We start from the raw sequence: 26663 nt of genomic DNA, 5'->3' as shown, positions 1-26663 counted from the left end.
TCATCCCTGTCGTCGTTTGATCAAAGCTCCGCCGCTCCATATTCCGTTTCCCTGCAGACTGCATAGCCCGCGTCCCTGAGGGCAATCCGAAGCGCCGCCTCGTCCACCTCCTGTTTCATATAAACGCTGACCTTTTCATTGAGCAGATTCACCTTTGCCCATACTCCCTCCATGCTGTTTAACGCGTTCTCCACACAGACCGCGCTGTTGCCGGACGACATCCCGGATATCTTTAAACTCGTATGGTATGGATAATGGAACCGATTACGATCCTGAACCTTCACTTTAGGAATGTACGGCTGACCGGACCCGCCGCAGCAGCCCCCTGCCAGACGCAAGGCAGAAAGTCTCAGCGAACAGACCGCCATTGCAACTAAAAACAGACCGATTATTATTGTTGACATAATACTCTCTCCTTTCAACAGTCAAATACTAAGGTACCTTCTTTTCACATTATAAAGGTACCTTTGCAAAATGTCAAGAAGAAAATGAAGGTACCTTTGTAATTGCTGCAGCAATAGAAAACAGGAGGCCAGATGATATGCCCCCTGTTTTTATAATTTTACTGCATTTTGCTCTCGCAAGAACGGTTTCCTTATGTTACAATACGGACAGAACTCCTCACGGCCGATGATGCGCCGCGGAGTATATCACTAATTTTATTGGAGGTTCCATATGAAAAAATGGGAAGCAATCCGGGAATTCTTAATTATAACCTTTGCAACTGTTATCGTGGCTGCTGCCGTGTTTTTCTTTCTGATCCCCAGCCACGTGTCGGTAGGAAGCATCTCCGGTCTGGCCATCGTTCTGGGCAACTTTATTCCGCTGAAAATATCGGCCATCACCCTTGTCTTGAATATCTTCCTTCTGATCCTGGGATTTCTGTTTATCGGCAGGGAATTCGGCGCAAAGACCGTCTATACCTCGCTTCTGCTCCCTGTAATGCTGGGTGTGTTTGAACTGCTTTTCCCGAACAATCAATCGATTACAAACGATGCGTTTCTGGACATGCTCTGCTACATCTTCGTGGTCAGTATCGGACTCGCCATGCTGTTTAACCGAAATGCGTCATCCGGCGGCCTGGATATCGTTGCAAAATTTCTGAATAAATACTTTCACATGGACTTGGGAAAAGCCATGTCCCTTGCCGGCATGTGCGTCGCGCTGTCCTCCGCCCTGGTCTACGATAAGAAGATCGTGGTGCTGAGCGTGCTGGGAACGTATTTAAACGGGATCGCACTGGATCATTTCATCTTCGGCTTCAACTTAAAGAAACGGGTGTGCATCATCTCGAAGCGCGAGGAAGAAATCAGGGACTTCATCCTGCACCATCTCCACAGCGGTGCCACCATCTATGAGGCAATCGGAGCCTACGACAACCAGCCGAAAAAAGAGATCATTACCATCGTCGATAAAAACGAATACGCCATGCTGATGTCCTATATCATGAAAACGGATAAAAATGCATTTGTCACGGTTTACACCGTCAATGAGATCATCTATCGCCCGAAACGCTGAGGCCGGCACAGATATAGTTATTCAACCATACTCTATCCCACCGATGCTTCGCCTTCCCGCATTCTTCTGAAGATGCGTGTCAGCATCCACACGGCCGCAATTGCCAGCACAAATTCTGCCGTGAACTGGGCGTACGTCAGGCCATAAAGCGGGAATAAGTAATTGAGCGCGTAGAGTGCCGGAATCTCCAGGATAATCTTACGGAGCACGGCGAAGGTAAGCGCCGCTTTTCCCATACCAACCGCCTGAAACACACCGACTGCCAGGAAATCCATACAGAGAAACGGAAGCGCCAGGCAAAAGCCGCGCAGGAACCGCGTTCCATAGGCGATAATGGCCTCATTATTCATAAATGCCCTGGTCAGGCTGCCCGCCCCGATATAATAGAACAGGGAGACACAGAACAGGAATGGAAGCAGCGTCTTCACCGTAAAGAGGATCGCATCCTTCATCCGTTTCCTGTTTCCGCTGGCATAACTGTAGCTTACCAGAGGCATGATGCCCTGGGAAAAGCCGAGGGCGATCTGTACCGGCACCATGTTGATTTTCTGAGCGATTCCCATGGCCGCCACCGCATCGGCCCCAAAGGAAGAGGTAAAATTATTCAAAATCGTCATCCCCGTCACATTAAACAGGTTCTGGATAGCCGCCGGGATTCCCACACCGCACACGCCGAGAATAATCGCCTTTTTCAGGCGGAAATTCTTCGGAAGGATGCAGATAAAGGTATTCGATCTGCGCACGTAAAGCAGGACAAAAAAGTAGATACAGGCCACACAGTTGGATAAAAAGGTGGCAAGACCCGCTCCGGCCGCCCCCATGTTCAGTCCCCACGGGAGAATAAATATGGGATCGAGGATTATATTTAGCAAACATCCGCTCATGGTTCCGATGCTGGCATGGAGCGACGCGCCTTCCGATCTCACCAGATATGCCATAACCACGTTCAAGATCGCGGGCGCTGCGCCGAAAGACACGGTCCATTTTAAATATTCCGCCGTAGCCTGCGCCGTGTTCGCATCCGCGCCTAAAAGCGTCAGCAGCGGCTGGTGAAACACGGTACAGGCGAAGGACAGCAGGAAGCCGAAAAACAGTGCGCAGTAGAAGCCAAAGGCTGAACTCTGGCGGACCGTTTCGTAATCCTTCCGTCCCAAAGCCCGGCTCATCATGCTGGAACTGCCTACGCCAAACAGATTGTTGACCGCATTAAATGCCAGCAGCACCGGTGCCGCCAGCGTAACCGCAGCGTTCTGCACCGGATTGTTCATCATTCCGACGAAATACGTGTCCGCCAGGTTGTAAATGACCATAACCAGGGAACTTAAAATGGTCGGAACTGCCAGTTTCATAACCGCCTTCGGCACTGGCATCTGCTCAAATAAAACGGTTTTCTGATTATCTATCACTATCTTCTGCCTCCTAAACTGTCTTTTTCTTAAGCGCCCTCAAAAGTGTCTCCCGAAGCACCGCCATATCGACAGGCTTTGCCACGTGGGCGTTCATTCCCGCCGCCGCTGCCGCCTGTATGTCCTCGGCAAACGCGTTGGCCGTCATCGCAATAATCGGAATAGCTGCCGCGTCCTCCCGCTCCATGTTGCGGATCGCTCTGGTCGCGTCATATCCGTTCATCCCCGGCATCTGGACATCCATCAGAACCGCGCTGTATGTATGGGGTTCCGACTCCATAAACGCGCGTACCGCCTGTTTTCCGTCGGTCGTTACCACAGTCCTGGCGCCGCTCATGGTGAGAAGCTCACAGAGAATTTCCGCGTTAATCGCATTATCCTCAGCCACCAGGAAGAGACATCCGGCAAACATATCGCCGTCAGCAGGCGAAAATGCATTCCATCTGGCCGCCTCTGACTCCGTCTTCCTTTCAGCCTCAGCCTCCGCTGCCGCCTCTTCCTCCGCCTCCAGGCAGTCGAATTCCAGTTCTATTTTAAAACAGCTTCCTCTGCCCACCTGGCTTTCTGCCTGGATCCTGCCTCCCATCAGGTCAACCAGCCCTTTCGTAATGCTGAGCCCCAGTCCCGTTCCCTCGATGCGTTCCGTGCTCTCATTGCGCATAAACGGTTCAAACATACAGGCCAGAAACGTTTCCGACATGCCAACACCCGTATCGCTGATCGCAAAAAGATAGCGGACACGGCCGGCCTCATTTGCCGAAGGCTCGACTGGAGGAATCTCCGTCAGCCAGAACTCCACGCTTCCGCCCATCGGCGTATACTTCACCGCATTTCCCAGAATATTGATCAAAATCTGATTTAACCGCAGGGAATCGCCGTAAAAATGCCTGTGTCTGACATCTTCCATCCGGACAGTAAACTGAAGCCCCGCCGTCCTGGCCTGAGGCGCCATCATCGCAGACAGCTGCTCCAGAAGCTCGTTTAAGGATATCTTCATGCGGTTCAGCGTAATCTGGGAACGCTCGATCTTATTCATATCCAGAATATCATTGATCAGGCTTAACAGATGCCTGGATGAGATGGATATCTTCTGAAGGCAGTCCGCCACCCTTTCCCGGTCTCCTAAATGGGCGATTGCCAGAGCGGTCATGCCCATCACCGCATTCATAGGCGTGCGGATATCGTGACTCATAGTGGAAAGGAAATCGCTCTTCGCCCGGTTTGCCTCTTCCGCGAGGGCCAGGGCGTCTTCCAGCGCCTTCTTGGTCTTCCTCTCGGCGGTCAGCGTATCCGTCACATCCGCCCTCACCAGGCCTACCGTCGAGTGATTCGCATCGCTCCACATGACGGTAATCTGTTTGTACCGTTCCCCCTCCTCCGTATGATAGGAAAGGAGAAAATCGTATCCGTCCGGCTTTTCCCGAAGGCCTTCCAAAATCGTATGGATGCGGAATCTGGCGCGGACTTCCGCCTCATTTTCCTCGGTGATGCATTGATCGATAAATCCCAGAATCGCCTCCTCATAGCACTCGGAATAGACGGGAGGAAGATTTTCCAGAACCGTCGCCCTCGTGTACATGGTAAGACTCCTTCCAGACAGATTGATGAACCCGGCCAGTTCAAAGGTATAGGCGATCAGACGCAGCATTCCCTGCTGCTCCCTGACAGAATCCGTAATATCCGTTCTCGAAAGACAGATTCTTCCAAGACGGAGATCAACCGGAGACAGAGTTATGCTTTTTGTGCGGATATCTCCATCTTGATCCATAAGAGAGAAAGTGAAGGAATAAGGACCTGACTGCAGCTTTTTCATCACATACTCCGGATTCATGTTATGCTTATACCGTTCCCGGTCTCTCGGTGCCATAATACCGGAGTTCTGCACCCAGGAGGTCCACTCCGAATAGCTTCCCTGGGGTGGCGGAACACATAAAATACTGTCGCTTTGCGTAAGAACCCGGTAATGGTTTGCCGTCAGGTTAATATCTACGACAAAGTCATAGCTGGCGGTGGTAAGCCGATGCAGAATCTGGTCATTGATCGTCTGATCAGTGATGTCGCTAATCGCAAGGATACCGGTGACATCGCTGCTGTCCGGCGTATCCACCAGAGTCATCGTAATCTGCACGTACCGGCCCGTCGCCTCTCCTGGAATCTGGACGAAGCACTCCATGCACTGCTCAAAATCTTTTCTTTTAAACGCGGCAAGGGACGGCTCATTCAAATAAATCCCATAGAATTTACGCCTCTCTTCCTCATCCACGATCAGAGTCCCCATTCCGGTAAAGAACTCTTCCCGCACGCTTCCAAACAGTTTTAGCGGGTTCACTCCCGTGTAATCGATGATTTCCAGAATTTTGTTCTGTGTAATGTTACAGTGTCCCACGATCAGAGCGTTGGAATCCTGCATATGGTAATGCTGAAGAATCACATCCTTGTACTGCTTCCGGATCAGCTCCTTCTCCTCCAGTTCCCCCGTCATATCCCGAAGAACTGAATAAATCCGCTTCTCCTCGCTGTCACGGTTCATGGTCAGGCTGTTTTTTATCCAGACATAATTCCCGCTGCCCTTCTCCAGGCGGTACACGATCTCACCATTTCTGTCATTCCCCCGGACATACGCCTCCATCTGTTCATTCACACGGGCTCTGTCATCCGGATGGACACCGGCCAGGGCATCCGTCTCATACAGCTGCCATGCCTCCTTCAGTGTCATATCCGTCATGTCCGCAAAGCCCTCGGAGATAAATTCCGGCTTCAGCGTTCCATCCTTTTCATAATGAACCACCACGATACCGCCCGGCAGATGCTTTAAAACCGTCTGAAAATACTGCTCCAGACGTTCCCGTTCTCTCCTGTTGGTCACTTCCTCCGTGACATCCCGAACATATTTTACAATGGCCGGCCTTCCATTCCAGTCAATTTTACGGAAATGGGTGCTGTAAAAACGCCCCGTCTCTCCTGTCTCCATGACATGAGACGTCCCATCCGGCTCATGGCTGGTAAGCGTACAGAATTCGCAGGGAGACGTTCTTCCGTACAGGGCGGCATAACAAGCACGCCCGACTCCGCCCCGCTCTTCCCCGCGAAACCTTCCTGATTCGTTGGCATAGAGCAGCTCGTACGTCTCCCTGTCAATTACATAGATTCCGTCCGCCGTCTCATCTGCAATCTGCTGCAGCAGACGGTTCTCTGCGGACATAACTGTATACACAATACAAAATTTATCCTTGCCTGCTGCCCGCCGTCCATTCAGGCGAATCCACACAGGATCTCCGTTGTTCTGCCTGATCCTGCATGAAAGGTCCAGCAATTCACCGCTGTCATAAGCCGCACATACCGCCTCCATCACCCTGTTCCGGTCCTGGCCGCAGAGGAGACTCAGCACATCCGAGAAAAAGGAGGGAACAAACTGTTTTCCGGTGACATGGTAGACCGAAATACCGCCCTGAACCGCATCGAAAACATCCTGCATCATTTCCTCGACGCAGGATGTCCGTTCTGGCTCCGGAGGAGCCGGCTGATTCATGGAGAGAGAGTCTTCATGCATCTGTGTCACTCCTCCTTTCCAAAGATAAAATCATACAGTGTCTGATACAGCCGTTCCGGTTCGATGGGCTTGGCCAGGTGAGCGTTCATGCCAGCCGCCCTGCTCTTTTCGATATCGTCGTCAAAGGCATTGGCAGTCATGGCAATAATCGGAATATCCCTGGCATCCGGATTGCTTAAATGGCGGATATTGACCGTGGCGGACAATCCGTCCATGATTGGCATCCGGATATCCATGAGTATGGCATCGTAATAACCAGGCTCCGTTTTGCTGAATATCTCCAGTGCACGCAGTCCGTTTTCCGCAGTATCCACCTCGAAGCCCTGGTCTGTAAGCAGCAGAGCCGCCACCTCGGTGTTGATCGCATTGTCTTCCACCAGAAGCACACGTTTCCCGGAAAAATCAAAATCAAAGCCCGCGGATACCTGTTCCTGCTCCTCCTTCTCTCCCAACGCCCTCGAAAATGCGGACACCAGAGAAGACTTGAACATGGGCTTGCTCATCAGTAAATTAACTCCGGCCAGCTTTGCCTCGTGCTCAATGGAACTCCAGTCGTAGGCGGTCATGATAATGATCGTGACATCAGGCCCCACAATCTGCCTGATCTGTCTCGCCGTCTCGATTCCGTCCATCTCAGGCATCTTCCAGTCGATCAGTACCATATCGTAATAGGCGCCCCGGCCCCAGCATTCTCTGATTCTGTCCACGGCCTTGCGCCCGCTGTCCACCCATTCCGCCTTGATTCCCATCTCATGAAGCGTCACAACAGCGCTCTCACAGACGGCCACATCGTCATCCACAACCAACGTCTTCAAGTGTGAGAAATTAAAATTCTGCTTCTTCTGGTTATGGCGCAGCTTCTCCTCTTCCGTAATACCCAGTTTCACATCCACAGTAAACTCTGTGCCGATTCCTTTGATGGAACGTACCGTAATCTTGCCATCCATCATATCCACAATGCTCTTGGAGATCGCCATCCCCAGGCCCGTACCTCCATATAAGGCAGTAGTGCCGATAGATTCCTGGGTAAACGGCTCAAAGATGTGGGGCAGGAACTCCTCACTCATACCGATACCTGTATCGTTGATGATAAAGCGCAGGACGGCATCATTCTTCATCTTGCTCCGCTGAGACGCCGAAAGGGTGACTTTCCCGCTCACGCCGGTAAATTTGATCGCATTATTCAAGATGTTGATCAGAACCTGCTGCAGCTTCATGGCATCGCCGATGTAATAATCGTCCAGAACCGGGTCCACAATACATTCGTAGTCAACCTCTTTCGAGGCTGCCTGTGGATAACAGATGGAATTAATTCCGCATAGGAATTCTTCCATGGGAATTTTCTCATTCTTCAGCAGCATCTTTCCGCTTTCGATCCGGCTCATGTCCAGAATATCATTGATCAGCGACAGCAGAAAGCGGGAGGAAATCCCGATTTTGGAGATGCAGTCGGCTACCTGATCGTCGTCCCCGATGGATTTGGCCGCAATGGTGCTCATGCCGATAATGGCGTTCATGGGCGTCCTGATCTCATGGCTCATCCTGGAGAGGAAATCGCTCTTGGCCGCGTTAGCCTGCTCCGCTGCGGCCAGTGCAGCCGCCAGTTCTTCCTTCTGACGCTGCTCACCCCGCACGATATCGGTCACATCGGTGCGCACGATGCAGATCCGCCCCAATTCTCTGCTTATATAAAACACTTTAAACCGTTTGACCCGCACGTTGCCGTACTCATCCCGCATCTCCGCCACAAAGGAGTATGTGTTCTGATCCTTTAACATCTCCTTCATATATTCGCTGTCCAGCCGTCTTAAGTACTCTTCTTTGGCTGCCTTGTCCATAAACTGTTCCGCAATCTTGGTAGTCTCCTTCTGAAATTCCCCCTGCCACGGAATCAGATTCTTCTCTGAAGTGTTGAAGGAAACCTGCTGATACGTATCCCGCCGGATATCTACATCCGTAATGCTGTCATAATCCAGTTCTGCAATTCTTTTGAGCAGACGCTCCGTCAGTTTCTGCTCCGTAACGTCCAGGACATAGAAGAAGAGTATAATATCGCCTGTCTCCGGGTTTAGGCAGGACTTAAAATTCATGCTGCCCCAGAATGCGCCTCCGTTATATCTGCACAGAAACTCGTAACGATAATCCGTCCTTCCGGCTGCATAGTCTTCCAGCAGCTTCTCCCGACGCAGCGCCCAGCGGATCTCTTCCCCATATGCGGCGTCCACGGCACAGGAGGCCAGACTCTCGATCGTCTCATCATAGGAGTTGTCCGTATCCGTGAGATAAATATCCGAAGTGGACAGATAGCTCTCCACCCGGTTTTGAGTGACATTCATGCGCCCCTGGATACTGCCGTCAGCGGAAGACATCTCTGCAAAATAAGTCAGTTCTTTCTCATACAGCTCCCGCATACGATCCTGCAGAAGCTTTTCCTCCGTTATATCCACGAAAACGCAGTAAAAGAACTGTTCGCTGCCCGATTCCTTCAGCAGCTGTGCCTTGATAGATATCCATTTAACAGTTCCATCCTTGCAGATCAGACGGTTCTCATTGTGAATCGTATTGCCAAAGATCAGCTGTTTATTCAGGCGGTCCGCCATAACCTCCAGGTCAGCCGGATAAATGACGGAGGCCATGTTATTCCCCATAGCGGCAAATTCTTCCCTCGTATAACCCAGAAATTCGAACAGGCCATCGTTGGCGTCAATCACGGAAAATTCCGCATCAAACCGACAACGGAATACAGCGCCCGGAATATTGTTATAAAGATTCAGCACCTCTTCCCTGGCCTGCTTCTGAGCGGTGACATCAACACAGACCGACATGATTGCAGGCCTGCCGTCTTCCGCCGTCACCTCGCGCCCCTGGTCATGTACCCAGATATAGGAGCCGTCCTGCTTCTTCATCCGGTACTCGGTCACATATTCCCCCGATTCCTCCATCTGGCGGGCCACTTCAAGATCCACCATCTCCCGGTCCGCCGGATGCATGCAGTTTGTTATCATTCCGTCAATATCCCGGATAAAGGCATCTTCATTCTCATAGCCCAGGTAGTCCAGCATCCGCCGGTTGATAAAGTAAAAAGGAAAACCTTCCTCTATGTATCCGCCCATCATTCCGCCAGGAAGAGAGTCATCCAGCAGCTTCTGACGCTGTCTGGCAATATTCTCCATGACAAGAGTCTGCGGATAGTGCTCCTCATCCCCCTGCTTGTCACTCGGCTCCGCAAAATGAAGGCTTTTAACCAGCCATGTGCCGTGTTCCCGCATCAAAAGAAAGAAGCCGCGCAGCCGCCAGGAATATAAGGTGTTTTTTAACGTCAGTCCGATGGAGAAATTACAGATATCCGCTTCGATCTGTTGTTCATGAACGATCGTGACTCCAACCGCAAACGGTTCCGGTATCTCCCGGAGGTCCTGAGTAATATAATCGGCCATCGCCCTCTTTCCATGGGCGGCTTCTCCCTCTCCGGTACCGATAAACATAACGTCATCAGCTAAAAAAGCAAGGGTCTCCTCCATACTCCGTCGTTCAAACCAGGCGTAACAAAACGCTTTCACGCATTCCCTGGCTGTTATCTGTTCGTTCATCTTCCTTTACCCCTCCTGCAGGTGTCTTCCCTGTATGCCAAAGGTTAGCAATTTTGGCCATTTGTAACAATTCTAGCATAGAACCCCATAATATGCAATTCATTTGGCTTCCCATTAAATGCTCATATTAAAAGGGAGAAAACCAGCCTGACGGCCAGTATTTCTCCCATATCCACCCATTATTCTTCCTCCAATTTTCTGCGGAACAGTCTGGAGGGACGGTGGCCCTCATTCTCCGTGAAGGAATCGGTTTCCTCCACCAGATGGGCAATCTTACGCCTGAACGCCGCCTTTAACAGCGTTTTCCCCAGGATAACCTCATACACCTGCTGCAGCTGGGTCAGTGTAAACTCCTTCGGCATCATATGGAGGGCGAGATCCGTATACTCCACCTTTCCCTTCAGCCGTTCCAGCGCATAGGCAATGATCTTCGCATGGTCGAAGGCCAGCCCGTCATTTTCCAGAATTCTGTATTCCGTAACTGTTTCGTGTTCTGTTTTTACAATCTTTTTTTCTATCATGGAACGCAGCACCACGTCCTCATGGCTTAATTCCAGTTCATACCGTTTTGTGCGTATCGTCTTCATGCCGTCGTAGGTCATGTTCTTTCTGTACTCGATGTGTTCATCCATTAAGCGGAAGGAAGTACGGAACCAGACCGCCTGATCCGCATCGTCCCCGGCACTTACCCAGACCTTGGAAGAGTCGATGAGCGCCATGTAGGAACAGCTCATAACCCATGTACGCGGGTCTCTCTCCGGCTCGCTGAAGGTATAAAGCTGCTCCAGATAGACGTGGTCAACTCCTGTCTCCTCCTTCAGCTCCCGCTTGGCCGCCGCCTCCGTCGTCTCATCAGGCCGCACAAAGCCGCCGGGAAGCGCCCAGCAGCCCAGATAAGGGTGGACGCCTCTCTGAATCAGCAGCACTTCCAGCTCCTTTTCCGGAAGCTTCCTGTAATTCTCCTCCTCCGTCTCCATGACGGTAAAGATAACCATGTCGGCCGCAACAGACGGCCGCACGTAATCGCCCGGTTCGTAACTGCTCAGATACTCAGCCTCTGTCAGCCCGTTCCGGTCACGCAGCTCCTTCTTCATCCGTTTTCCCCCTCTTCCCTTTCCAGGAGAAGGTCGCGGACCTCCGTCAGGGCAAAGCCCAGGAAATTCGTGCCCCGCCACTTCACAGGACATTCCGCATCGGGATTACTTTTTCCCATACCGATGCCCCAGATCCGGTCTCTCGGACTCGCTTCCACCAGGATTCGCGATTTCGTGGTCTTCAAATAATCCCACAACTCCGGATTCTGGGAAAACTTCGCCAGATTCCCCCGCTTAACGATCTCATAGCAGGCGCCGTCCCACTTATCCTTATCGAAATTCCTGACGGCACGCCCGTACGCTTTCATCTCCTTCGGATGCTTTGCCTTAAGAATCATGGAGAGCATCTCCCCGTCACCAAACATCCTGGCCTTTTCCGCCATCATAAACTGCTCCGCACACGTATATTCCGTACCATCAACCGCAAACCGGCACATCCACCACTGGCTGAAGCACGACTCGTTGATGCGTCCGTCCGCAGGTGGCGTGTGTCCCCAGAAAAATAGATATTTAAAATGATCGCCTCTGTTATAGGCCTTTCTTAAAGTGTCCAGATCGTAGATTCCGTTTCTCATGGCGTCCCCTTTCTCCGTCTCTCTTATTTTCTTTTAGTTATTATCAATTAGATATTATTATTTTGTTACTATCAATCTTCAAACTAATCTTAACGCAGCCCCATCCATTTGTCAAGTACATTGTAAAGGGCAGAAATATGAATTTTTCGGTCCATATTCCTGCCATACAGTTATATTTTTGCTATATAATTAGCGGTTTTGGTTACATTTTTGTTAATTAATGCATTTTTAACATGACTTTTGTAACTTTTTGTGTTATACTACATTCAGCTCTTCTTTTACATGCCATTCATGGACACTCCCCAAATTCCAGAATGGCATATATTTTTGTCTAAAATCAGCCTGCTGCACAGTCTTCGTTTTCTATTTCCCACTTACATATACTATGAAAAGCTGTAAAAATAGTGGTTTCCTTTGCTGTCGGTAAAGTAAATTCCTTCTGCCGGATCGCTGCCGTCCTCTCCCAATGCTTGCGCTCTCCGAGCAGAGGCTGTTGATAAATCCACTCCGGACGTCTCCAGTTCCTTCTTAATCTGATCCCGTTCAGCCAGGAAATCATAGAGGTATGGAGTTTCAACCGCGCGAATTTTTGACAGGCCGTCGCCGCTATATGATATCACGATGTAACCATATTTGTCGTTGTCGGCGGAAAATGTACAGCAGTACAGTTCCCCCTGGTCCTCATCCGGAACCAGGTCACGGTCTAAAACCGTATATTTCGTAAAGGTATCGTAATTCCACCTGGCGTTTTCCATGCCGCTTATCTCATCGAGCCATCCGTTTAACAGCAATTTTTTGAAGATGGATTTTTGCAGCATCTGACAGGCCCGTGAAGACTGCCCCTCATAATAAGAATTGCTCAGCGCTGCCAGATTGGCTTCCAGGGTATCCTGTTCCGTGCTCTTTATGAAGCTTAAGCTGCCTTTCGCCTTCTTTCCGGTTACTTTGATCTTATATATCCCCTTCTTCTTGATCTCGATCTGGAATGCGCCTGTCGGTACGTCTTCGTTTTCATATACCGTTTCCCCGTCTTCACTTTGAATGATTACCGACAGCTTTCCTGAATCACTCACGATATCGGCGTCGATCACATCCCCCTGGTCCATCTCAAAGTACTGGGAATCCGTGGTATTAAATACGCTGTACTTCATAATAAGCTGGCTGCCATTCCCCATTCTGCTGCCGCTGAACGACAGGCCGTTGCAGGCCATCAGCAGCAATGCCGCGAACATTGCGCCCAAAATCCAGATGATTTTCTTCATAATACCCTCCAATCCATTTTCATTCTCTTCTTTTACTTAATCGTACACCCGGATTCTAAAGATCAAGGAAGAGAAAGACTTAAGTTTTCTTAAAGTTTTCGTTTTTCATGTCAATAAAAAGCAGCCGACAGGTCAACATAATATTTTTATGTCAACCTATCGGCTGTAATTATATTTCATACTGCTATTTTTCACTTATTCCTGTTACTGCATCAGACCCCAGGTCCCACTTCTCCCGGGCCCCCCGAAGAACCTCCTGCCGGACCTTTATCACCAGGCGCTGAGGGGGCTGGTGTCTCCGGAGCCTTCGTCGTCTCAGGCGCAGCCGGCTCAGAGGCCTTCGTCTCTGACTTAGTTTCTTCCTTGGTCTCTTTCGTTCCCTTCGTCTCCTCCGGTTCTTTCACCGCACTGTCAAGGCCGGCGCCCGGACCGATGAGGCTTCCGTCACCATTGGTCTCAGCCTCGGTGGTTTCCTCCTCCGTTGTCTCGGCTTCGGTCTCCTCCGTGGTTTCCATGGTCTCTTCCACGCTCGCCTCTGTCACACTTTCCGTCTCAGGCGGAGCCGTCTCTTTGGGCGCAGAAGCTGCCCCCGAATTCTTTTTCGTAGAGCCGCCGCCTGTGGGAGCGTTCTTTCCCGGTTCGCTGATTCCGCTCTCCTCCGATATTTTCGCACTGATGGATTTCACCGTGGAAGACGGAGAGTAATTTTCAACATTATACAGGAACTGATGAAGCTGAATGACGTTGCTCTCCAGTGTTGTCGCAATGACGCAGTCCATCTTCCCGATTCTCATGGTTGTCCTGGAAAATGGGAAACCGGCAGTCTCGCCAATATGGTACTTTGTGATCCCCTTGGCAATCGTAAATAAATCATCGATCCCAATGCTCGTTGAAATCTGAGGGAATACCGTGGATACCAGTGTCTTTAACGTACCAAAATCAGCCTGTTTTGCCTTTTCCAGCGCGAGGGTCACAACCTTTCTCTGACGTTCCGTTCTGTTAAAATCAGTATCCATCAGACGCAGTCTGGCGTACGCCACCGCCTGCACTCCGTCCAGATGATTCATACCCGCGCTCTTCAGCTGGTAGGAGCCGATCCCGGTGGAATTAACCGTCTCAGTGATAAAACCGTTTATATAAGAAAATTCCGCATCTGTAATCTCAATATCCACGCCGCCCAGGATATTGATGGCCTCCGCTACCGCCTTCCAGTTAAATGTGGCGTAATCATCGATCTTTAAATCCAGGTTTTCGTTCAGCGCCTCTACTGCCTGCTTATGGCCGCCCTTAAAATAGGCCTCATTGATCTTATGATACGTTCCTTCGCTGTTAATTTTTAAATATGTATCACGGAATACGGACACCAGCTTGATCTCCCCCGTGGCCTTATCAATGTTGCAGATCATCTCAACGTCGGACAGCGCGCCTTTTTCCAGTTTTCCATCGCGGGAATCCACACCGAATATTGCAATTGTCCAGTATCCCTTCTGATTCGTTCCCTTTCCAAAAATCAAAAATGCGCTCACCGCCAATATGGCCAAAACGGCCAGTTCGATCATCAGCAGCCGTTTCTTCTTTTTCTTCTTGCGGATCCGTTCCTCCCGCAGTCTCTGGTGCACATCCGGGCGTCCCGCATATTCCACTCCCCGTTTTCTTCCGTCACCGTTCTCATAATATGCACGGCCGCTTAAGTTGTCCACCTTTCTTTTTGCACCGCTGCTGCGCCTCTTCTGTGCACGCATACGGTCTAATTCATCCTCATAATCCATAACAGGTTATTCAGTCCTTTCCTGTGATTTACTTTGGCAAACCTTACTTATTCTACCAGAAACAATCTTACTGTTTCTTGCTTTTCTCTTACATTTCTCAGTCAATCAGCTTTCTATAATAGGGCCAGCTGGCCTGCATGGTACTGACTGTCACATTATTTACGCTTCCGCTGGACTCGTGCACCACCTTCATCCGATCCTCCGATTCCCAGGCCAGGAACATGACGACATGCCCCTCGTCGCCCAGCCGGACAATAATATCTCCCGGTTTTAAGTCCTCTCTCGCCACAGCGGTGCCGCAGCCGGCAAGTCCGTCGGTGCTCTCCGCCGGAAGCCTCTTTCCCAGCGCCGACCAGTATACCCAGCTGATCCATCCCGAGCAGTCCAGTCCCTTCATCGTGCGGCCCTTCTCATCAGCAGTAGCCAGGGAGCCAAAATGATTCCCATCGTAATCCGGCGCCGATGGCTTTCCGCCCCAGTAGTACGGGACTTTTCCCACAGAAGACAGGGCGTAGCGGATCAGGCGCCTTCGTTCCAGAGAGGTGTCCGCGGGAAGAAGGCTTAAGTAGTATTCCGTCTCAGACTGCGAAAGCGGATTCGAAATATAGGTGGACGAAACCGTCAGTCCATAGGCAGCCTTCCAGTCCTGGGCGGCCAGTTCCCGTACCGCGTTTTTATGTTCCTCGGTCCAGCCGGGAAAACCAGCTTCCGGTTCGGCAGCTGCCACTCCCTCCGCTATGGAGAACAGCGATTTTTCCGATGAAGAGGCGCCTGTAACAGCCGCAGTAATATAAAGGTCCACATGCCCCGGACACTTCGCCGGAGGCGTTCTTTCTTCCTTGTCCGTTTCCTCTTCCTTATTCGTTTCCTCTGCCGTTTCTGCCTCAGCGGCTTTAGACGCTTCCATCAGTGCAATTCCAGGGCCAATCTCCGCTTTGGTCTCTTGTTCCCCGGTTTCTGCTGCTTCCGCCATTTCACTCCCTATCCCGTTTTCCGCTCCATAAACCGTTGCCTCTGAAGCAGACGGCACTCCCGGCCCAATCTCCGCTGTTTCCGGCGTCGCCTGTGAATGATCTGAAGCGGAGGCAGCCGCAGTCCCGTCCGCTCCGCTCTGCGCCTCCTCAGAGCCCGTCAAACCGTCTCCAGAGGCATTCTCCGTGTTCTCTCCCGAACCGGCGGTTCCTGCTGCCTCAGAGGCTTCCGTATCACCGGACGCCTCCTCCAGACAGCCGTCACAGTAATACACCTCTCCGATGGAATAATGAATCGAGTGAGACTTGTCCCAGAGATTCAGCACGTAATTCAGAAAGGCATCGCTGTCCTCAGGGTCCGTGTAGTAAAAGTATGTATTTGCCATGGCCATGATTTCCTTGATATTGGAATCAGCCATAATTCTGTTTCCATTTTCATCAGTAAAGACCATGTCGATGCGCGACCACTCGGAGAGTAGCCAGCTGTCAGGATTGTCTTCTGTCTGCGATTCATCAAGCGGATTGTAGAGTCCCCGCACACGGTCCACGGGAAGTCCCAGCTTTGCAGCGGCTTCTGCCGGCTTCCGGTTAGATAAATCATAGATGGAGGCCAGCCATTCCGAGTCTTTTACAGATAATTCACGGAGGATCTGCCCCGCCAGACTGTTCTGCGCATCCGTGCGGTCTGCGCCCTCCGGATAGAGATAAGCCAGATTCAGCGCAGCAAGAGAAGGCGAAAATACTTCTTCCGCCTCCGTCTCCGGCACAGTTTCCACCGGCTTTGTTTCCTCCGGCACGACAGGCGGTATGGTGACCACAGGCCGCGCCGGTTTATTTTCTGGTATATCATAGGATGAAAGATAAGACTGGGCCCCCGCATGAATCACGGTTCCCACAAGAGCCATAAAAATGGCGGATATAGTCTGGTTTCTGACGGTTCTGTTTCGTTTCATCGGTTTTCATCTTCCTGTTATCGTTTCTAAAGTAAGAATATACCATATTGTCCCGTCAAAAAACAGAGAAAAAGAATTAAATGTTTATTAAGATTCAGTGTCGGCTCATCTCGCGCACCACACGCAGCGCCACATCCGGGTAGTTGGTAATCAGGGCGGCGATCTTCTGCTCCGCAAGGACCCTCATGGCCCCTTCCTCGTTCACAGTCCACACGTGGAGTGGCAGTTTCTTCTCCTTTGCCTCCTTGAGAAGCTTCCCGGAACGCAGGTGGTAGAGCGCCGGATGAAGCGCATCCACTCCCAGCTTCTTCCCATAGGAAGCCACATGGATCCAGCCATCCGAATACAAAAGACCTGTTTTGGCATCCGGATCCAGCCGTTTCACCTTTAAGAGGCTGGGATGGTGGAAGGACGAATAGATCACCCGGTCCTCCATTCCCATCTCCTTTACCAACTTTATGGCAGCCTCTTCGATCCCCTTATAACGGACGATCCCCGTCTTCAGTTCGATATTTACGGTCAGCTTCGAAGGTTTGATAAGGGAAAGCACCTCTCCCAGCTCCGGAATCCTCGCATTCGCAAACTCCGGGTGCAGCCTGCTGCATCGGAACTTCTTTAACTCCTTCATCGTAAAATCCGCCACACAGCCGCTGCCGCCGCAGACCCGGTCGATGGTCTCGTCATGTATCACGGCCAGAGAGCCGTCCTTCGTCATCTGGATATCCAGCTCCACTCCATCCGCGCCCTGGCTGACCGCCAGTTCAAATGCCTCCAGCGTATTTTCCGGCGCATAGGCCGACGCCCCTCTGTGTGCCCAAACCTTCGTTTTCATCGTCCCGTACTCCTTTTCTTTACTCGTTCAAGAGATTGTAATCCTCTATGGATTTATTGATGCTATCGGCCATCTTCGCCACCGTATCTTCCGGGGAAGTGCCGTTGTTTAACATATTTTCAATTTCTGTCTCCACGATCTGTCTCGCCTCCGGGAAAATGCTTAAGAGCGCCCCCGCCGACTGCGGTGTGGAATCATGGAGCTGGTCGATCGCCGTTTCAAACTGGGGATACTTCGCAATATTCTCCTGGAATACCGTCTCCTCATGTGCGGCCACGGTTACCGGGAAGTAACCGGTCTGGGAATTCCAGTAAGCCTGGCTGGCCGGAGAAACGAGAAACTTCACGAACTGCCAGACCGCGTTCTGTCTCGCCGGATCTTCGTTGTTCAGCGCCCAAAGGGAACCGCCGCCGATCGACACGCCGCCCTGGTCCTCGTCGCTCACCTTCGGGAAATAAGCGGTGCCCACTTCAAATTTGCCGTTTACGTCATTTAAGATCTGTTTTAACGAAGCGGTAGATCCAAGCGTCATAGCCGCCTTACCTGCGCTGAAATCAGCCAGTCCGGCATCTCCGCCGCGTCCCACATTAGGCGCATACCCCTGGTCTGCCAGAGCCTTCCATGCGGTAAGCGTCTTAACGCCCGCGCCGTTTTTGTCAAAATCGACTGCCGTTGCCGCCGCGGTTCTTCCGTTGCCGTTGTCCGCATAGTCCGCACCCTGTTTGGAAGTAAACTGTTCAAAGAACCAGCCGTAAATTCCCAGGGAAATCACCTCTCCGGCACCTCCCTTTTCGAGAAGCCCGTCTCCCACAGCCGCAATCTTCGGCAGGCTGTCCGGAATCTCCGTGATTCCTGCCTTCTCAAACATGTCCTTGTTATAATAGAGAATCGGGGTGGAGGAATTAAACGGCATGGAGTAGAGGACGTCATCCACCGTATAGTAAGCCGCAATATTTGGTTCTACCTGGCTTAAGTCCCATCCTTCCCCGTCAATCAAATCCTGCATGGGGACCACCCAGCCGGAATCGATCATGAACCGGGTGCCAATGTCATAGATCTGAACGAGGTCGGCCCCCATACTGCCGATCTGGGCGCTCTTAAGCTTGTTGATCGCATCGTCATAGCTGCCCTGGTACTGGGCTTCCACGGTGATTTTGTCTGTGTTCTCCTTATTAAACTGCTCCACCAGAGTATTGATCGCCTCACCGTTCACGCCGCCCATGGAATGCCAGAAGGTGATGGTTACACCATCGGCCTTATTCTCTGCCGCGCTGCTCTTCACCGCCTCTGTTCCCGCAGCCGTATCCTGTGCCGTCGTATCATTTTCTTTCGTTCCTGTCTGGCTGCTGCAGCCTGTCACGCTTCCTGCGGCCACCATAAGGGCCATACAGGCAGCAATTGCATTTCTCTTCATGCTTATTCCTCCAGAATTTTCTTTCTTATTTTATCTGCATCGGGATCGCCGTACGCCTCACTTGGCGCCGGTCTGCTAATACTGCCGGACCTAGCCTTTGACGGCGCCCGAAAACATTCCATGGATCAATTGTTTCTGTCCGATCAAAAATACCGAAATGGACGGTATAATGATCATCACCACACCGGCAATCATCATGGATATGGACTGGGAATCCACACTGTCCAGCATTCCGATTCCGATCTGCACGGTCCGCATGGAATCAGAGCCGGTAACCAGCAGCGGCCACATATACATGTTCCAGGCGTTGATAAAGGTATAGACCGCCATAGCTCCGATCGCCGCCTTCGTAAGCGGAATCAGAATCCGGAAGATGAATTTTATATTCGAACATCCGTCGATCTTTGCCGATTCGTACAGTGAAATGGGAAACGTCATATAAAACTGACGAAACAGGAAGATACCCATGGCCGATGTCAGGTACGGGATAATCAGCACCTGATAGCTGTCCAGCCATTTAAGACGGCTGACGGTTAAGTAATTGGATATGATGGTGGCCTCGCCCGGTATCATCATCGTCGCCATGACGATCATGAACAGGACATTTTTGCCTTTAAAATCTAAAAAGGAGAAGGAAAATGCCGCCAGAGAGCAGGATATAATCTGCCCGAAGGTAATGGCGCCCGCCACGATAAACGAGTTGAGAATAAACCGTCCCAGCGGAATTTTTCTCATGGCCTCTTTAAAATTATCCATGGTAGGACTTGACGGAAACAGATTGAGTTCCGTGGTAAAAAGCTCACTGGAGGGCATAAAAGCGATGCTCACGGCGTAGAAAAGCGGCAGCAGGATCACAAAAGCCGCCGCGATGTTGACAGCTACCAGCGCGGTCCGTTCCACTCTTCTTTTGATCAGGGCCTTCTGATTGGCCTCCTGGTAGAGTCTGGCAATCTCCGCCTCGCTCATTTTGTTTCTCTCTGCAGTTATGGTAGAATCCATCAGTAGTTTACCCCCTTCTTCTCCAGCCGGAACATGCACAGCGTGAGAATCATAATGATGCCGAACAAAAGAACCGACTGCGCCGCCGCGCCTCCGAACCGGTAGTTAAAGAACGCATCCCGGTAGATCGAATATACGATTAAGTTGGTGGATTCTCCCGGCCCGCCCTGTGTCAGGACCTTGACCTGGCCAAAGGACTGAAAGGCCTGAATGATATTGACCACCAGCGTATAAAACAGAATGGGGCTGAGTCCCGGCAGTGTCAGATGAAAGAATTTGGCCCACGCGCCTGCGCCATCCACGGACGCCCTTTCGTAGATCGATTCATCGATATTGCTGAGTCCCGCGCTGAAATACAGGAAATTGATCCCGCTGTTTAACCATGCGGTCACAAGAGCCACACAGAGAAGCGCATATTTCGGATCACTGATCCAGTTGATATTAAGTCCCGTCAGCTTGTTTACAATGCCGATCGACGGGTGAAGCATAATTTTGAAGATCATGGCTGCCGAACTGGAGGCGATCGCCATTGGAAGCGCATAGGCTGTGCTGAAGACCCGGATTCCCGGAAATGTCTTATTGCACAGCAGGGCCGTAAAGAGTCCCAGCAGCATGCTTACAGAGACCACAATCGCCACGAACACACCCGTTACCACGAGGCTGTTTAAAAATGAGGAGGACGTTAATAAGTCCTTATAGTTTCCGGCTCCCACAAAGAGCCTGGCCTGCCCCATTTTGTTCGTTTTATAGAGGCTTAAATAGATGGTCTTGAAAAAGGGATAGAACAGGAAAACCGCGAAAACTGCCAGGGCAGGGACAAGATAGGCGTATGGGCCGGCCTTTTTTACCATTGCTTTCACTTTCATTTGAACACTCACTCCTTACAGATAGAATAAAGAGTCCGGTTTGCCGGACTCGCGCGCCGGAGCGCGGTCGCTTTAGCGGCCATATTTCCTTAGCGCGTAGTGCGCATACCCCGGAGGAATTTCATTTCATAGGACAAACTCCCCTGTGAAATAAAATATTTTCTTCTGTCTCCATATCAAACAGCTTGATGCGGTCCATGTCGACAAAGACCGTCACCGTGCTTCCCGGTTCCGCTTTGAAATCCGGTTTCGTACGGACGCAGAGCTCATTTCGTCCGCTGTTTCCATAGAGAAGCTGTTCGGCACCCAGCATTTCCTTGATTTCCACTTCCAGCGGAAGCGCATTTTCCCCGGGTCCCGTTTCATGAAAGTCTTCCGGCCTGATTCCCAGATATACCCGTCTTCCCAAGTATCCGCCTTCGATCAGCCGGGAGGCGCACATACGGTTTACATACAGTCTGCTGCTGCCAAATTCCAGGCAGACTCTCTCATCGCGCCGTTCTACCCACGCTGGCAGAAAATTCATCGCCGGAGAACCGATAAAACCAGCCACGAATTTATTCACGGGATTCTGATATAAATCCCCGGGGGCGGCAGCCTGCAAAATCTTACCACTCTTCATAACAACAATCCTCGTCCCCAGCGTCATGGCCTCTACCTGATCGTGAGTCACATAGATCACGGTAGCGCCCAGCTCCCGGTGCAGCTTCGAGAGTTCCACCCTCATCTGCGACCGCAGCTTCGCGTCTAAGTTGGAGAGAGGTTCATCCATGAGGTATGCCTTCGGCTCCCTTACAATCACGCTGCCGATCGCCACTCTCTGCTTCTGGCCTCCCGACAGCGCGTGAGGCTTTCTGTCCAGCAGATGGGCGATATCCAGGATTTTTGCGGCCTGCCTCACCCGTCTGTCGATCTCCTCCTTCGGTGTCTTCCGCACCTTCAGCCCGAAGGCCATATTCTGATACACCGTCATATGAGGGTACAGCGCGTAATTCTGAAACACCATGGATAAATCTCTGTTTTTTGGTTCCAGCATGTTGACCAGCTGACCGTCAATCCAGAGCTGACCGGAGGAAATGTCCTCCAGCCCGGCGATCATGCGGAGTGTCGTCGACTTCCCGCACCCCGACGGTCCCACCAGAATCAGGAACTCCTTATCCCTGATTTCGAGGTTCACATCCTTCACCGCCTCAAAACCATTCTTATAGGTTTTGCACACATTTACTAACGATAAACTCGCCATAACAGTTCCTTCCTTTTCTTTCCGGTATGCTCTTATTTTATAAGGGCAATGTAAAATGAAAAAGAAAGTTTTGGTAAAAACGTTGTAAACCTTCTATTGACGCACAAAGTTGTTCGGGATATAATAGACTAAATTTATGAGGAGGCATAAATTTCAATAGCAAAGCTAAGCGCCATGCACCTGTAAGTACGAGCGTGAACGGTGAAGACCGGTACTGAAGGTTAACGAGGAGAAGAGTTTATCGAAGAATTCGGCGGATGCTCTTCCATGCCATCCGGGCGTGTTTCCTGAACGAAATATGCGGGTAACCGCAAAACAAACGCGCAGGAACCGGACTGATGAGACTAAACAGCATAACAGACTAAAATGACAGACTGACAGACAAAAATTAAAACCGAAGCTGAAAAAGCTGCCGTTCTCAAAGACGAGAAACAGACAGTCTCTTTTTTGTGCGGCCTTTTTTCAGAAAAACTGAGAGGAGATCAACAACTATGTGTGGAATTATTGGTTATACAGGACCCCTGGACTCTAAAAAGATACTTTTAAACGGACTTTCCCAGCTGGAATACCGCGGGTATGACAGCGCCGGAGCCGCGCTTTGCATGGAGAACTCCCACATCTGCCTAGTCCGCCGGACCGGCAAGGTGGCAAACTTAAAGGAGACGATGGAACGGATCACAGACGTCTCCCACTGCGGCTTAGGTCATACGAGATGGGCTACCCACGGCGGTGTGACAACACAGAACACCCATCCCCATCAGGCCGGAAAAGTCACTCTGGTCCACAACGGCATCATCGAGAATTACCATCAGCTGACCGAACAGTTTCACTTGGAAGCTAAGCTTCATTCCGAGACGGACAGCGAGGTGGCCGCCTGGGTGCTCGACAGCCTCTACCAGGGAGACCCGCTGGAGGCCATCACCAGGCTTGTGGCCCTGATAAAGGGCTCTTACAGCTTCTGTATCATGTTCGAAGACTACCCGGGAGAGATTTATGCCATCCGGAACGTAAGCCCTCTCGTAGCGGCTTACACGCGTTCAGGCTCCTTCGTGGCCTCGGACTTAACGGCGCTCATCCCTTATACGAGACAGTATTTTGTCGTCCCCGAAGACCATATCGTACGTCTGACCTCCTATAAGGTCCACCTCTACAACCTGCAGCGCCATGAAGAGATGCCGGAACTGATGGAAGTAAACTGGAACATGGATGCCGCCATGAAAAACGGCTTTCCCCATTTCATGCTGAAAGAAATCCACGAACAGCCGGAGGCGCTGAGAAACACCATACTCCCCCGTCTGAGCAAGGGGCTGCCCGATTTTACCGACGATCAGATCCCGGATGACGTGTTCACTTCCTGCTCCCAGATTCACATCGTGGCCTGCGGCACCGCCATGCACGCCGGAATGGCAGCCAGGAGCATGATGGAGCCCCTTCTTCGAATCCCGGTCACAGTGTCGGTAGCGTCGGAATTCCGTTACGAGGAGCCGCTGATCGGCGAAGACACTCTCGTCATCATCATCTCTCAGTCTGGAGAGACCATCGATACGCTGGCCGCCATGCGGCTGGCGAAGAATTACGGCGCGGCGGCCTTATCCGTCGTCAATGTAAAGGGATCCACCATCGCAAGGGAGAGTGATTACACGCTCTATACCCATGCAGGCCCTGAAATCGCCGTAGCCAGCACGAAAGCCTATTCCGTGCAGCTGGCCGCCCTCTATATGATTGGCTGCCGTATGGCCCTTGTACGGGGCAAATACAGCGTCCCCCAGGCCACCGAGTTCATGAAGAAGCTGCTTAATGCAATTCCCGCCATGGAGGCCATGATCGCTCAGAAAGACTCCATCAAGGCTTTGGTCACACATTTAATCAACAAATCCGATGCGTTTTTCATCGGCCGGGGACTTGATTATGCCTTTTCCCTGGAAGGCGCGCTGAAGCTGAAGGAAATCTCCTATATTCACGCGGAAGCCTATGCGGCCGGCGAGCTGAAGCACGGCACCATCGCCCTGATCACAGAGGAGGTACCCGTCATCGCCATCGCCACACAGGAAAAAGTCTTCGCCAAGACCATCTCTAACATCCGCGAGGTCAAAGCCCGCGGCGCCTTCGTGATTCTCATCACCAAGGAGGACGCCGTCTTAGATAGAGGAGTCGCCGATATTCATATCCGCATTCCGAAGATCGGGGATCGGTTTACCGTCTTCCCTATCGCGGTCGTGCTCCAGCTGATCGCCTACTACGCCTCCACCGGCAAGAATCTCGATGTGGACCAGCCGAGAAACCTGGCAAAATCCGTTACCGTGGAATAAGAACGAAGAACGGCCGCAGAATCAATGATTGATCCTGCGGCCGTTCCCCGTTCTTCCCGCGAGCGGCGGGTCTTTAATTCCCTGATGCTCCCGTTTCCGGGACCCACATCGGTTGGTTTAAGTATTCTTATTCAGCCACTCCTGCTTGGTTTCCGCGAATGCACGAATCATCTTCACCGCACCATCAACGCCTACCGCGCTCCGGTTGATGCAGAGATCGTAGCTTCTCGTATCGCCCCACTTCTTGCTGGAGTAGTAATTATAGTAGCTTGCACGCTTTTTATCGGTCTTCACCATGATGTCTTTTGCCTTTGCATCATCCACATTGTAAAGCTTCTTCAGGGAAGCGATGCGGTCCTCGTCGCTGGCCGTGATAAATACGGACACTACCTTCGGATAGTCTGCCAGTGCATAATCGGCGCATCGTCCAACGATTACACAGGATTCCTGATCTGCCAGCTGCTTGATGGTATCAAACTGTGCAAGAAATATCTTATGATTAATCGGCATATCCATATAGCCGGACGTCGTATATCCCATGGAATAGGTATCCATTACCAGGGAATACAGAAAGCTGTTGGTCGGCTTTTCGTCATGAGTCTCAAATAATTCCTCGCATAAACCGCTGTTCTTGGCTGCCAGTGCCAGCAATTCCTTGTCGTAGCACTTCACGCCCATCTCCTCGGCTAACTTCTGTCCGATGATCTTACCGGAACTACCGCATTGTCTTCCTATTGTAATTACTAAATTTCCGCTCATATAGACCGCTCCTTCCAGTTATCTTATATGCCTATTATACATCAAAGTTTCAGAAAAATCTATATATTTATTGATTCTTAACAGTTTCTTTAAAAATACCACCCAGAAAGTGCTCTAGGTGGTACGTAATTTTCTTAATAATTCTTCAAAATACTCCGGCAGCGGGGCCGTAAATTCCATATATTCCCCGGTTCTCGGATGCACGATCCCCAGCACGCCTGCATGCAGCGTCTGCCCCGTAAGCTTATAGGGACACTTGGCCGGACCGTATACTGCATCGCCCAGAAGCGGGTGGCCGACACTCGCCATGTGAACGCGAATCTGATGGGTGCGCCCCGTCTCCAGCTGGCACTCCACATACGTAAACTGTCGGAAGCGTTCCAGAACCCGGTAATGAGTCACGGCTTCTCGGCCGTTCTTCTCATTGATGCACATCTTTTTTCGGTCCACCGGGTGGCGGCCGATGGGCCCGCTGATGGTCCCCTCGTCGTCCCTCATCACGCCATGGGCGATGGCGTAGTATTTCCTCGTAATGGAGTGCACCTTCAGCTGCTCCGCAATAGAGTTGTGCGCCATATCGTTCTTGCAGACGATGAGAACACCGGTCGTGTCCATGTCAATGCGGTGAACGATTCCCGGTCTCATCACGCCGTTGATACCGGATAAATCCGCCCGGCAGTGGGCCATCAGCCCGTTTACCAGCGTACCGCTGTAATGCCCTGCGGCGGGATGCACCACCATCCCCTTCGGTTTATTAATTAAAATAATATCGGAATCCTCATACAGGATATCCAGTTCCATCTCCTCCGGAATGATTTCGGGCTCTACCGCCTCGGGAATCTCCAGCTCGATCAAGTCTCCGGCCGCCGTCTTATAGCTGCTCTTAACCGGCTTTCCTCCCACAAAAACTGCCTCTGCCTTCAGCAGCTTCTGAAGATAGGACCTGGAGATATCGGGGCATTGCTCCGATAGGTATTTATCGATCCGTATGGCTTTCTCTTCCTCACCTACCGTAAACTGCTGTTTCAATCCGCTTCCCTTTCCTTCCGGCCTGACAGGCAATTCAAATCCTCTTCTTTATACAGAAAAAGGAACATCAGGATGAAGATAAACATGGACACCGTCACATAGCAGTCCGCCACGTTGAAGATGGGGAAATCGATCAGCTTGAAATACAAAAAGTCCACCACGTAGCCCCTCGTAAACCGGTCGATCATATTGCCAACCGCGCCGGCAGAAAGAAACATGGCGATCAAATGCAGCGGCAGATACTTCTTCGTAGCAGGCATACGGCTTATGGAGTACACAGCCGCGGCCACCACAATCACAGCGATAATCAGGAAAAACCACTGTTTTCCCTGGAGCATCCCGAAGGCCGCGCCGCGGTTTTCCGAATACAGGAATTCGAACACCCCATCCCATATGACGTAGGCCGGCCGGTCCATCAGATGATTGACCGCCAGCAGCTTCGTCCACTGGTCCAGACCGATTGCCGCCAGAAATCCTATGATAAGTCCTGTAACAAGTTTTGCTTTCTGTTTCATGTATATCTC

General features: G+C 51.2%; 19 protein-coding genes. 2 read left to right on the top strand and 17 right to left on the bottom strand.

Annotated features, from left to right (window positions below; translation table 11 throughout):
* Window positions 1-20: 20 nt before the first annotated feature.
* Window positions 21-404 carry a heavy-metal-associated domain-containing protein gene (locus DFR60_RS12855; protein ID WP_110323247.1) on the bottom strand — a complete coding sequence of 128 codons (384 nt, stop codon included), beginning with the start codon at window positions 402-404 and terminating at the stop codon, window positions 21-23.
* Window positions 405-675: 271 nt separating this feature from the next.
* On the opposite strand from DFR60_RS12855, the gene DFR60_RS12850 reads away from it, so the two are divergent.
* A complete protein-coding gene (locus DFR60_RS12850) occupies window positions 676-1518 on the top strand; it encodes a YitT family protein (protein ID WP_025530854.1) in 843 nt (280 codons plus the stop codon).
* Window positions 1519-1550: 32 nt separating this feature from the next.
* On the opposite strand, the gene DFR60_RS12845 is transcribed toward DFR60_RS12850, so the two are convergent.
* The 13 genes from DFR60_RS12845 to DFR60_RS12785 form a co-directional block, all read right to left on the bottom strand.
* On the bottom strand, window positions 1551-2888 hold the full coding sequence (locus DFR60_RS12845; RefSeq protein ID WP_432764113.1) for an MATE family efflux transporter: 1338 nt from the start codon (window positions 2886-2888) through the stop codon (window positions 1551-1553).
* Window positions 2889-2937: 49 nt separating this feature from the next.
* Window positions 2938-6474: a hybrid sensor histidine kinase/response regulator gene (locus DFR60_RS12840; protein ID WP_110323246.1), complete on the bottom strand. Its 3537-nt coding sequence runs from the start codon at window positions 6472-6474 to the stop codon at window positions 2938-2940.
* Window positions 6475-6479: 5 nt separating this feature from the next.
* Window positions 6480-10064 carry a response regulator gene (locus DFR60_RS12835; RefSeq protein ID WP_110323245.1) on the bottom strand — a complete coding sequence of 1195 codons (3585 nt, stop codon included), beginning with the start codon at window positions 10062-10064 and terminating at the stop codon, window positions 6480-6482.
* 179 nt (window positions 10065-10243) lie between these two features.
* Window positions 10244-11158: an NUDIX hydrolase gene (locus DFR60_RS12830; protein ID WP_110323244.1), complete on the bottom strand. Its 915-nt coding sequence runs from the start codon at window positions 11156-11158 to the stop codon at window positions 10244-10246.
* Window positions 11155-11733: a riboflavin biosynthesis intermediates N-glycosidase gene (gene ybiA, locus DFR60_RS12825; protein WP_110323243.1), complete on the bottom strand. Its 579-nt coding sequence runs from the start codon at window positions 11731-11733 to the stop codon at window positions 11155-11157. Before ybiA ends, DFR60_RS12830 begins: the two co-directional genes overlap by 4 nt.
* A gap of 383 nt (window positions 11734-12116) precedes the next feature.
* Window positions 12117-12995, bottom strand: a complete 879-nt coding sequence (locus tag DFR60_RS12820) for a hypothetical protein (RefSeq protein WP_110323242.1) — start codon at window positions 12993-12995, stop codon at window positions 12117-12119.
* Between the two features lie 212 nt (window positions 12996-13207).
* Complete coding sequence (locus DFR60_RS12815; protein ID WP_341457948.1) at window positions 13208-14737, bottom strand: LCP family protein; 1530 nt, start codon at window positions 14735-14737, stop codon at window positions 13208-13210.
* Between the two features lie 124 nt (window positions 14738-14861).
* The gene (locus DFR60_RS12810) at window positions 14862-16688 is read right to left on the bottom strand and encodes an NlpC/P60 family protein (RefSeq protein WP_110323240.1); all 1827 of its coding nucleotides are present in this window, start codon (window positions 16686-16688) and stop codon (window positions 14862-14864) included.
* A gap of 94 nt (window positions 16689-16782) precedes the next feature.
* Window positions 16783-17520: a glycerophosphodiester phosphodiesterase gene (locus tag DFR60_RS12805; protein WP_110323239.1), complete on the bottom strand. Its 738-nt coding sequence runs from the start codon at window positions 17518-17520 to the stop codon at window positions 16783-16785.
* Window positions 17521-17539: 19 nt separating this feature from the next.
* On the bottom strand, window positions 17540-18934 hold the full coding sequence (locus DFR60_RS12800; protein ID WP_110323238.1) for an ABC transporter substrate-binding protein: 1395 nt from the start codon (window positions 18932-18934) through the stop codon (window positions 17540-17542).
* Between the two features lie 90 nt (window positions 18935-19024).
* Complete coding sequence (locus DFR60_RS12795; RefSeq protein ID WP_432764112.1) at window positions 19025-19900, bottom strand: carbohydrate ABC transporter permease; 876 nt, start codon at window positions 19898-19900, stop codon at window positions 19025-19027.
* A 32-nt stretch (window positions 19901-19932) separates the two neighbouring features.
* A complete protein-coding gene (locus tag DFR60_RS12790; RefSeq protein ID WP_002604030.1) occupies window positions 19933-20799 on the bottom strand; it encodes a carbohydrate ABC transporter permease in 867 nt (288 codons plus the stop codon).
* A gap of 121 nt (window positions 20800-20920) precedes the next feature.
* On the bottom strand, window positions 20921-22042 hold the full coding sequence (locus tag DFR60_RS12785; protein WP_110323236.1) for an ABC transporter ATP-binding protein: 1122 nt from the start codon (window positions 22040-22042) through the stop codon (window positions 20921-20923).
* Window positions 22043-22533: 491 nt separating this feature from the next.
* Between DFR60_RS12785 and glmS the strand changes: the two genes are divergently transcribed.
* Entirely contained in the window at window positions 22534-24351 is a 1818-nt protein-coding gene (gene glmS, locus DFR60_RS12780; RefSeq protein WP_110323235.1) for a glutamine--fructose-6-phosphate transaminase (isomerizing), read from the top strand.
* Between the two features lie 117 nt (window positions 24352-24468).
* Here the strand turns inward: glmS and DFR60_RS12775 are convergent, their stop codons facing one another.
* The 3 genes from DFR60_RS12775 to lspA all read right to left on the bottom strand — a co-directional run bounded on the left by DFR60_RS12775 (window position 24469) and on the right by lspA (window position 26654).
* Complete coding sequence (locus DFR60_RS12775; RefSeq protein WP_110323234.1) at window positions 24469-25110, bottom strand: cytidylate kinase-like family protein; 642 nt, start codon at window positions 25108-25110, stop codon at window positions 24469-24471.
* A 114-nt stretch (window positions 25111-25224) separates the two neighbouring features.
* Window positions 25225-26139 (bottom strand): RluA family pseudouridine synthase, encoded by a 915-nt coding sequence (locus DFR60_RS12770; protein WP_110323450.1) that lies wholly within the window; start codon window positions 26137-26139, stop codon window positions 25225-25227.
* Window positions 26136-26654 carry a signal peptidase II gene (gene lspA, locus DFR60_RS12765; protein ID WP_110323233.1) on the bottom strand — a complete coding sequence of 173 codons (519 nt, stop codon included), beginning with the start codon at window positions 26652-26654 and terminating at the stop codon, window positions 26136-26138. The genes DFR60_RS12770 and lspA overlap by 4 nt, the downstream gene beginning before the upstream one ends.
* Between the last annotated feature and the right edge of the window lie 9 nt (window positions 26655-26663).

Origin of the sequence: Hungatella effluvii, from assembly GCF_003201875.1 — a bacterium.
In the GTDB taxonomy this organism is placed as follows: domain Bacteria; phylum Bacillota; class Clostridia; order Lachnospirales; family Lachnospiraceae; genus Hungatella; species Hungatella effluvii.
This window is presented reverse-complemented; position numbering and strand designations above follow the sequence as displayed.

Bases quoted from the DNA above. Each gene is read 5' to 3' on its own strand.
- DFR60_RS12855 (WP_110323247.1), bottom strand. From the start codon at position 404: ATGTCAACAATAATAATCGGTCTGTTTTTAGTTGCAATGGCGGTCTGT.
- DFR60_RS12850 (WP_025530854.1), top strand. From the start codon at position 676: ATGAAAAAATGGGAAGCAATCCGGGAATTCTTAATTATAACCTTTGCA.
- DFR60_RS12845 (WP_432764113.1), bottom strand. From the start codon at position 2,888: ATGCCAGTGCCGAAGGCGGTTATGAAACTGGCAGTTCCGACCATTTTA.
- DFR60_RS12840 (WP_110323246.1), bottom strand. From the start codon at position 6,474: ATGCATGAAGACTCTCTCTCCATGAATCAGCCGGCTCCTCCGGAGCCA.
- DFR60_RS12835 (WP_110323245.1), bottom strand. From the start codon at position 10,064: ATGAACGAACAGATAACAGCCAGGGAATGCGTGAAAGCGTTTTGTTAC.
- DFR60_RS12830 (WP_110323244.1), bottom strand. From the start codon at position 11,158: ATGAAGAAGGAGCTGCGTGACCGGAACGGGCTGACAGAGGCTGAGTAT.
- ybiA (WP_110323243.1), bottom strand. From the start codon at position 11,733: ATGAGAAACGGAATCTACGATCTGGACACTTTAAGAAAGGCCTATAAC.
- DFR60_RS12820 (WP_110323242.1), bottom strand. From the start codon at position 12,995: ATGAAGAAAATCATCTGGATTTTGGGCGCAATGTTCGCGGCATTGCTG.
- DFR60_RS12815 (WP_341457948.1), bottom strand. From the start codon at position 14,737: ATGCGTGCACAGAAGAGGCGCAGCAGCGGTGCAAAAAGAAAGGTGGAC.
- DFR60_RS12810 (WP_110323240.1), bottom strand. From the start codon at position 16,688: ATGAAACGAAACAGAACCGTCAGAAACCAGACTATATCCGCCATTTTT.
- DFR60_RS12805 (WP_110323239.1), bottom strand. From the start codon at position 17,520: ATGAAAACGAAGGTTTGGGCACACAGAGGGGCGTCGGCCTATGCGCCG.
- DFR60_RS12800 (WP_110323238.1), bottom strand. From the start codon at position 18,934: ATGAAGAGAAATGCAATTGCTGCCTGTATGGCCCTTATGGTGGCCGCA.
- DFR60_RS12795 (WP_432764112.1), bottom strand. From the start codon at position 19,900: ATGAGCGAGGCGGAGATTGCCAGACTCTACCAGGAGGCCAATCAGAAG.
- DFR60_RS12790 (WP_002604030.1), bottom strand. From the start codon at position 20,799: ATGAAAGTGAAAGCAATGGTAAAAAAGGCCGGCCCATACGCCTATCTT.
- DFR60_RS12785 (WP_110323236.1), bottom strand. From the start codon at position 22,042: ATGGCGAGTTTATCGTTAGTAAATGTGTGCAAAACCTATAAGAATGGT.
- glmS (WP_110323235.1), top strand. From the start codon at position 22,534: ATGTGTGGAATTATTGGTTATACAGGACCCCTGGACTCTAAAAAGATA.
- DFR60_RS12775 (WP_110323234.1), bottom strand. From the start codon at position 25,110: ATGAGCGGAAATTTAGTAATTACAATAGGAAGACAATGCGGTAGTTCC.
- lspA (WP_110323233.1), bottom strand. From the start codon at position 26,654: ATGAAACAGAAAGCAAAACTTGTTACAGGACTTATCATAGGATTTCTG.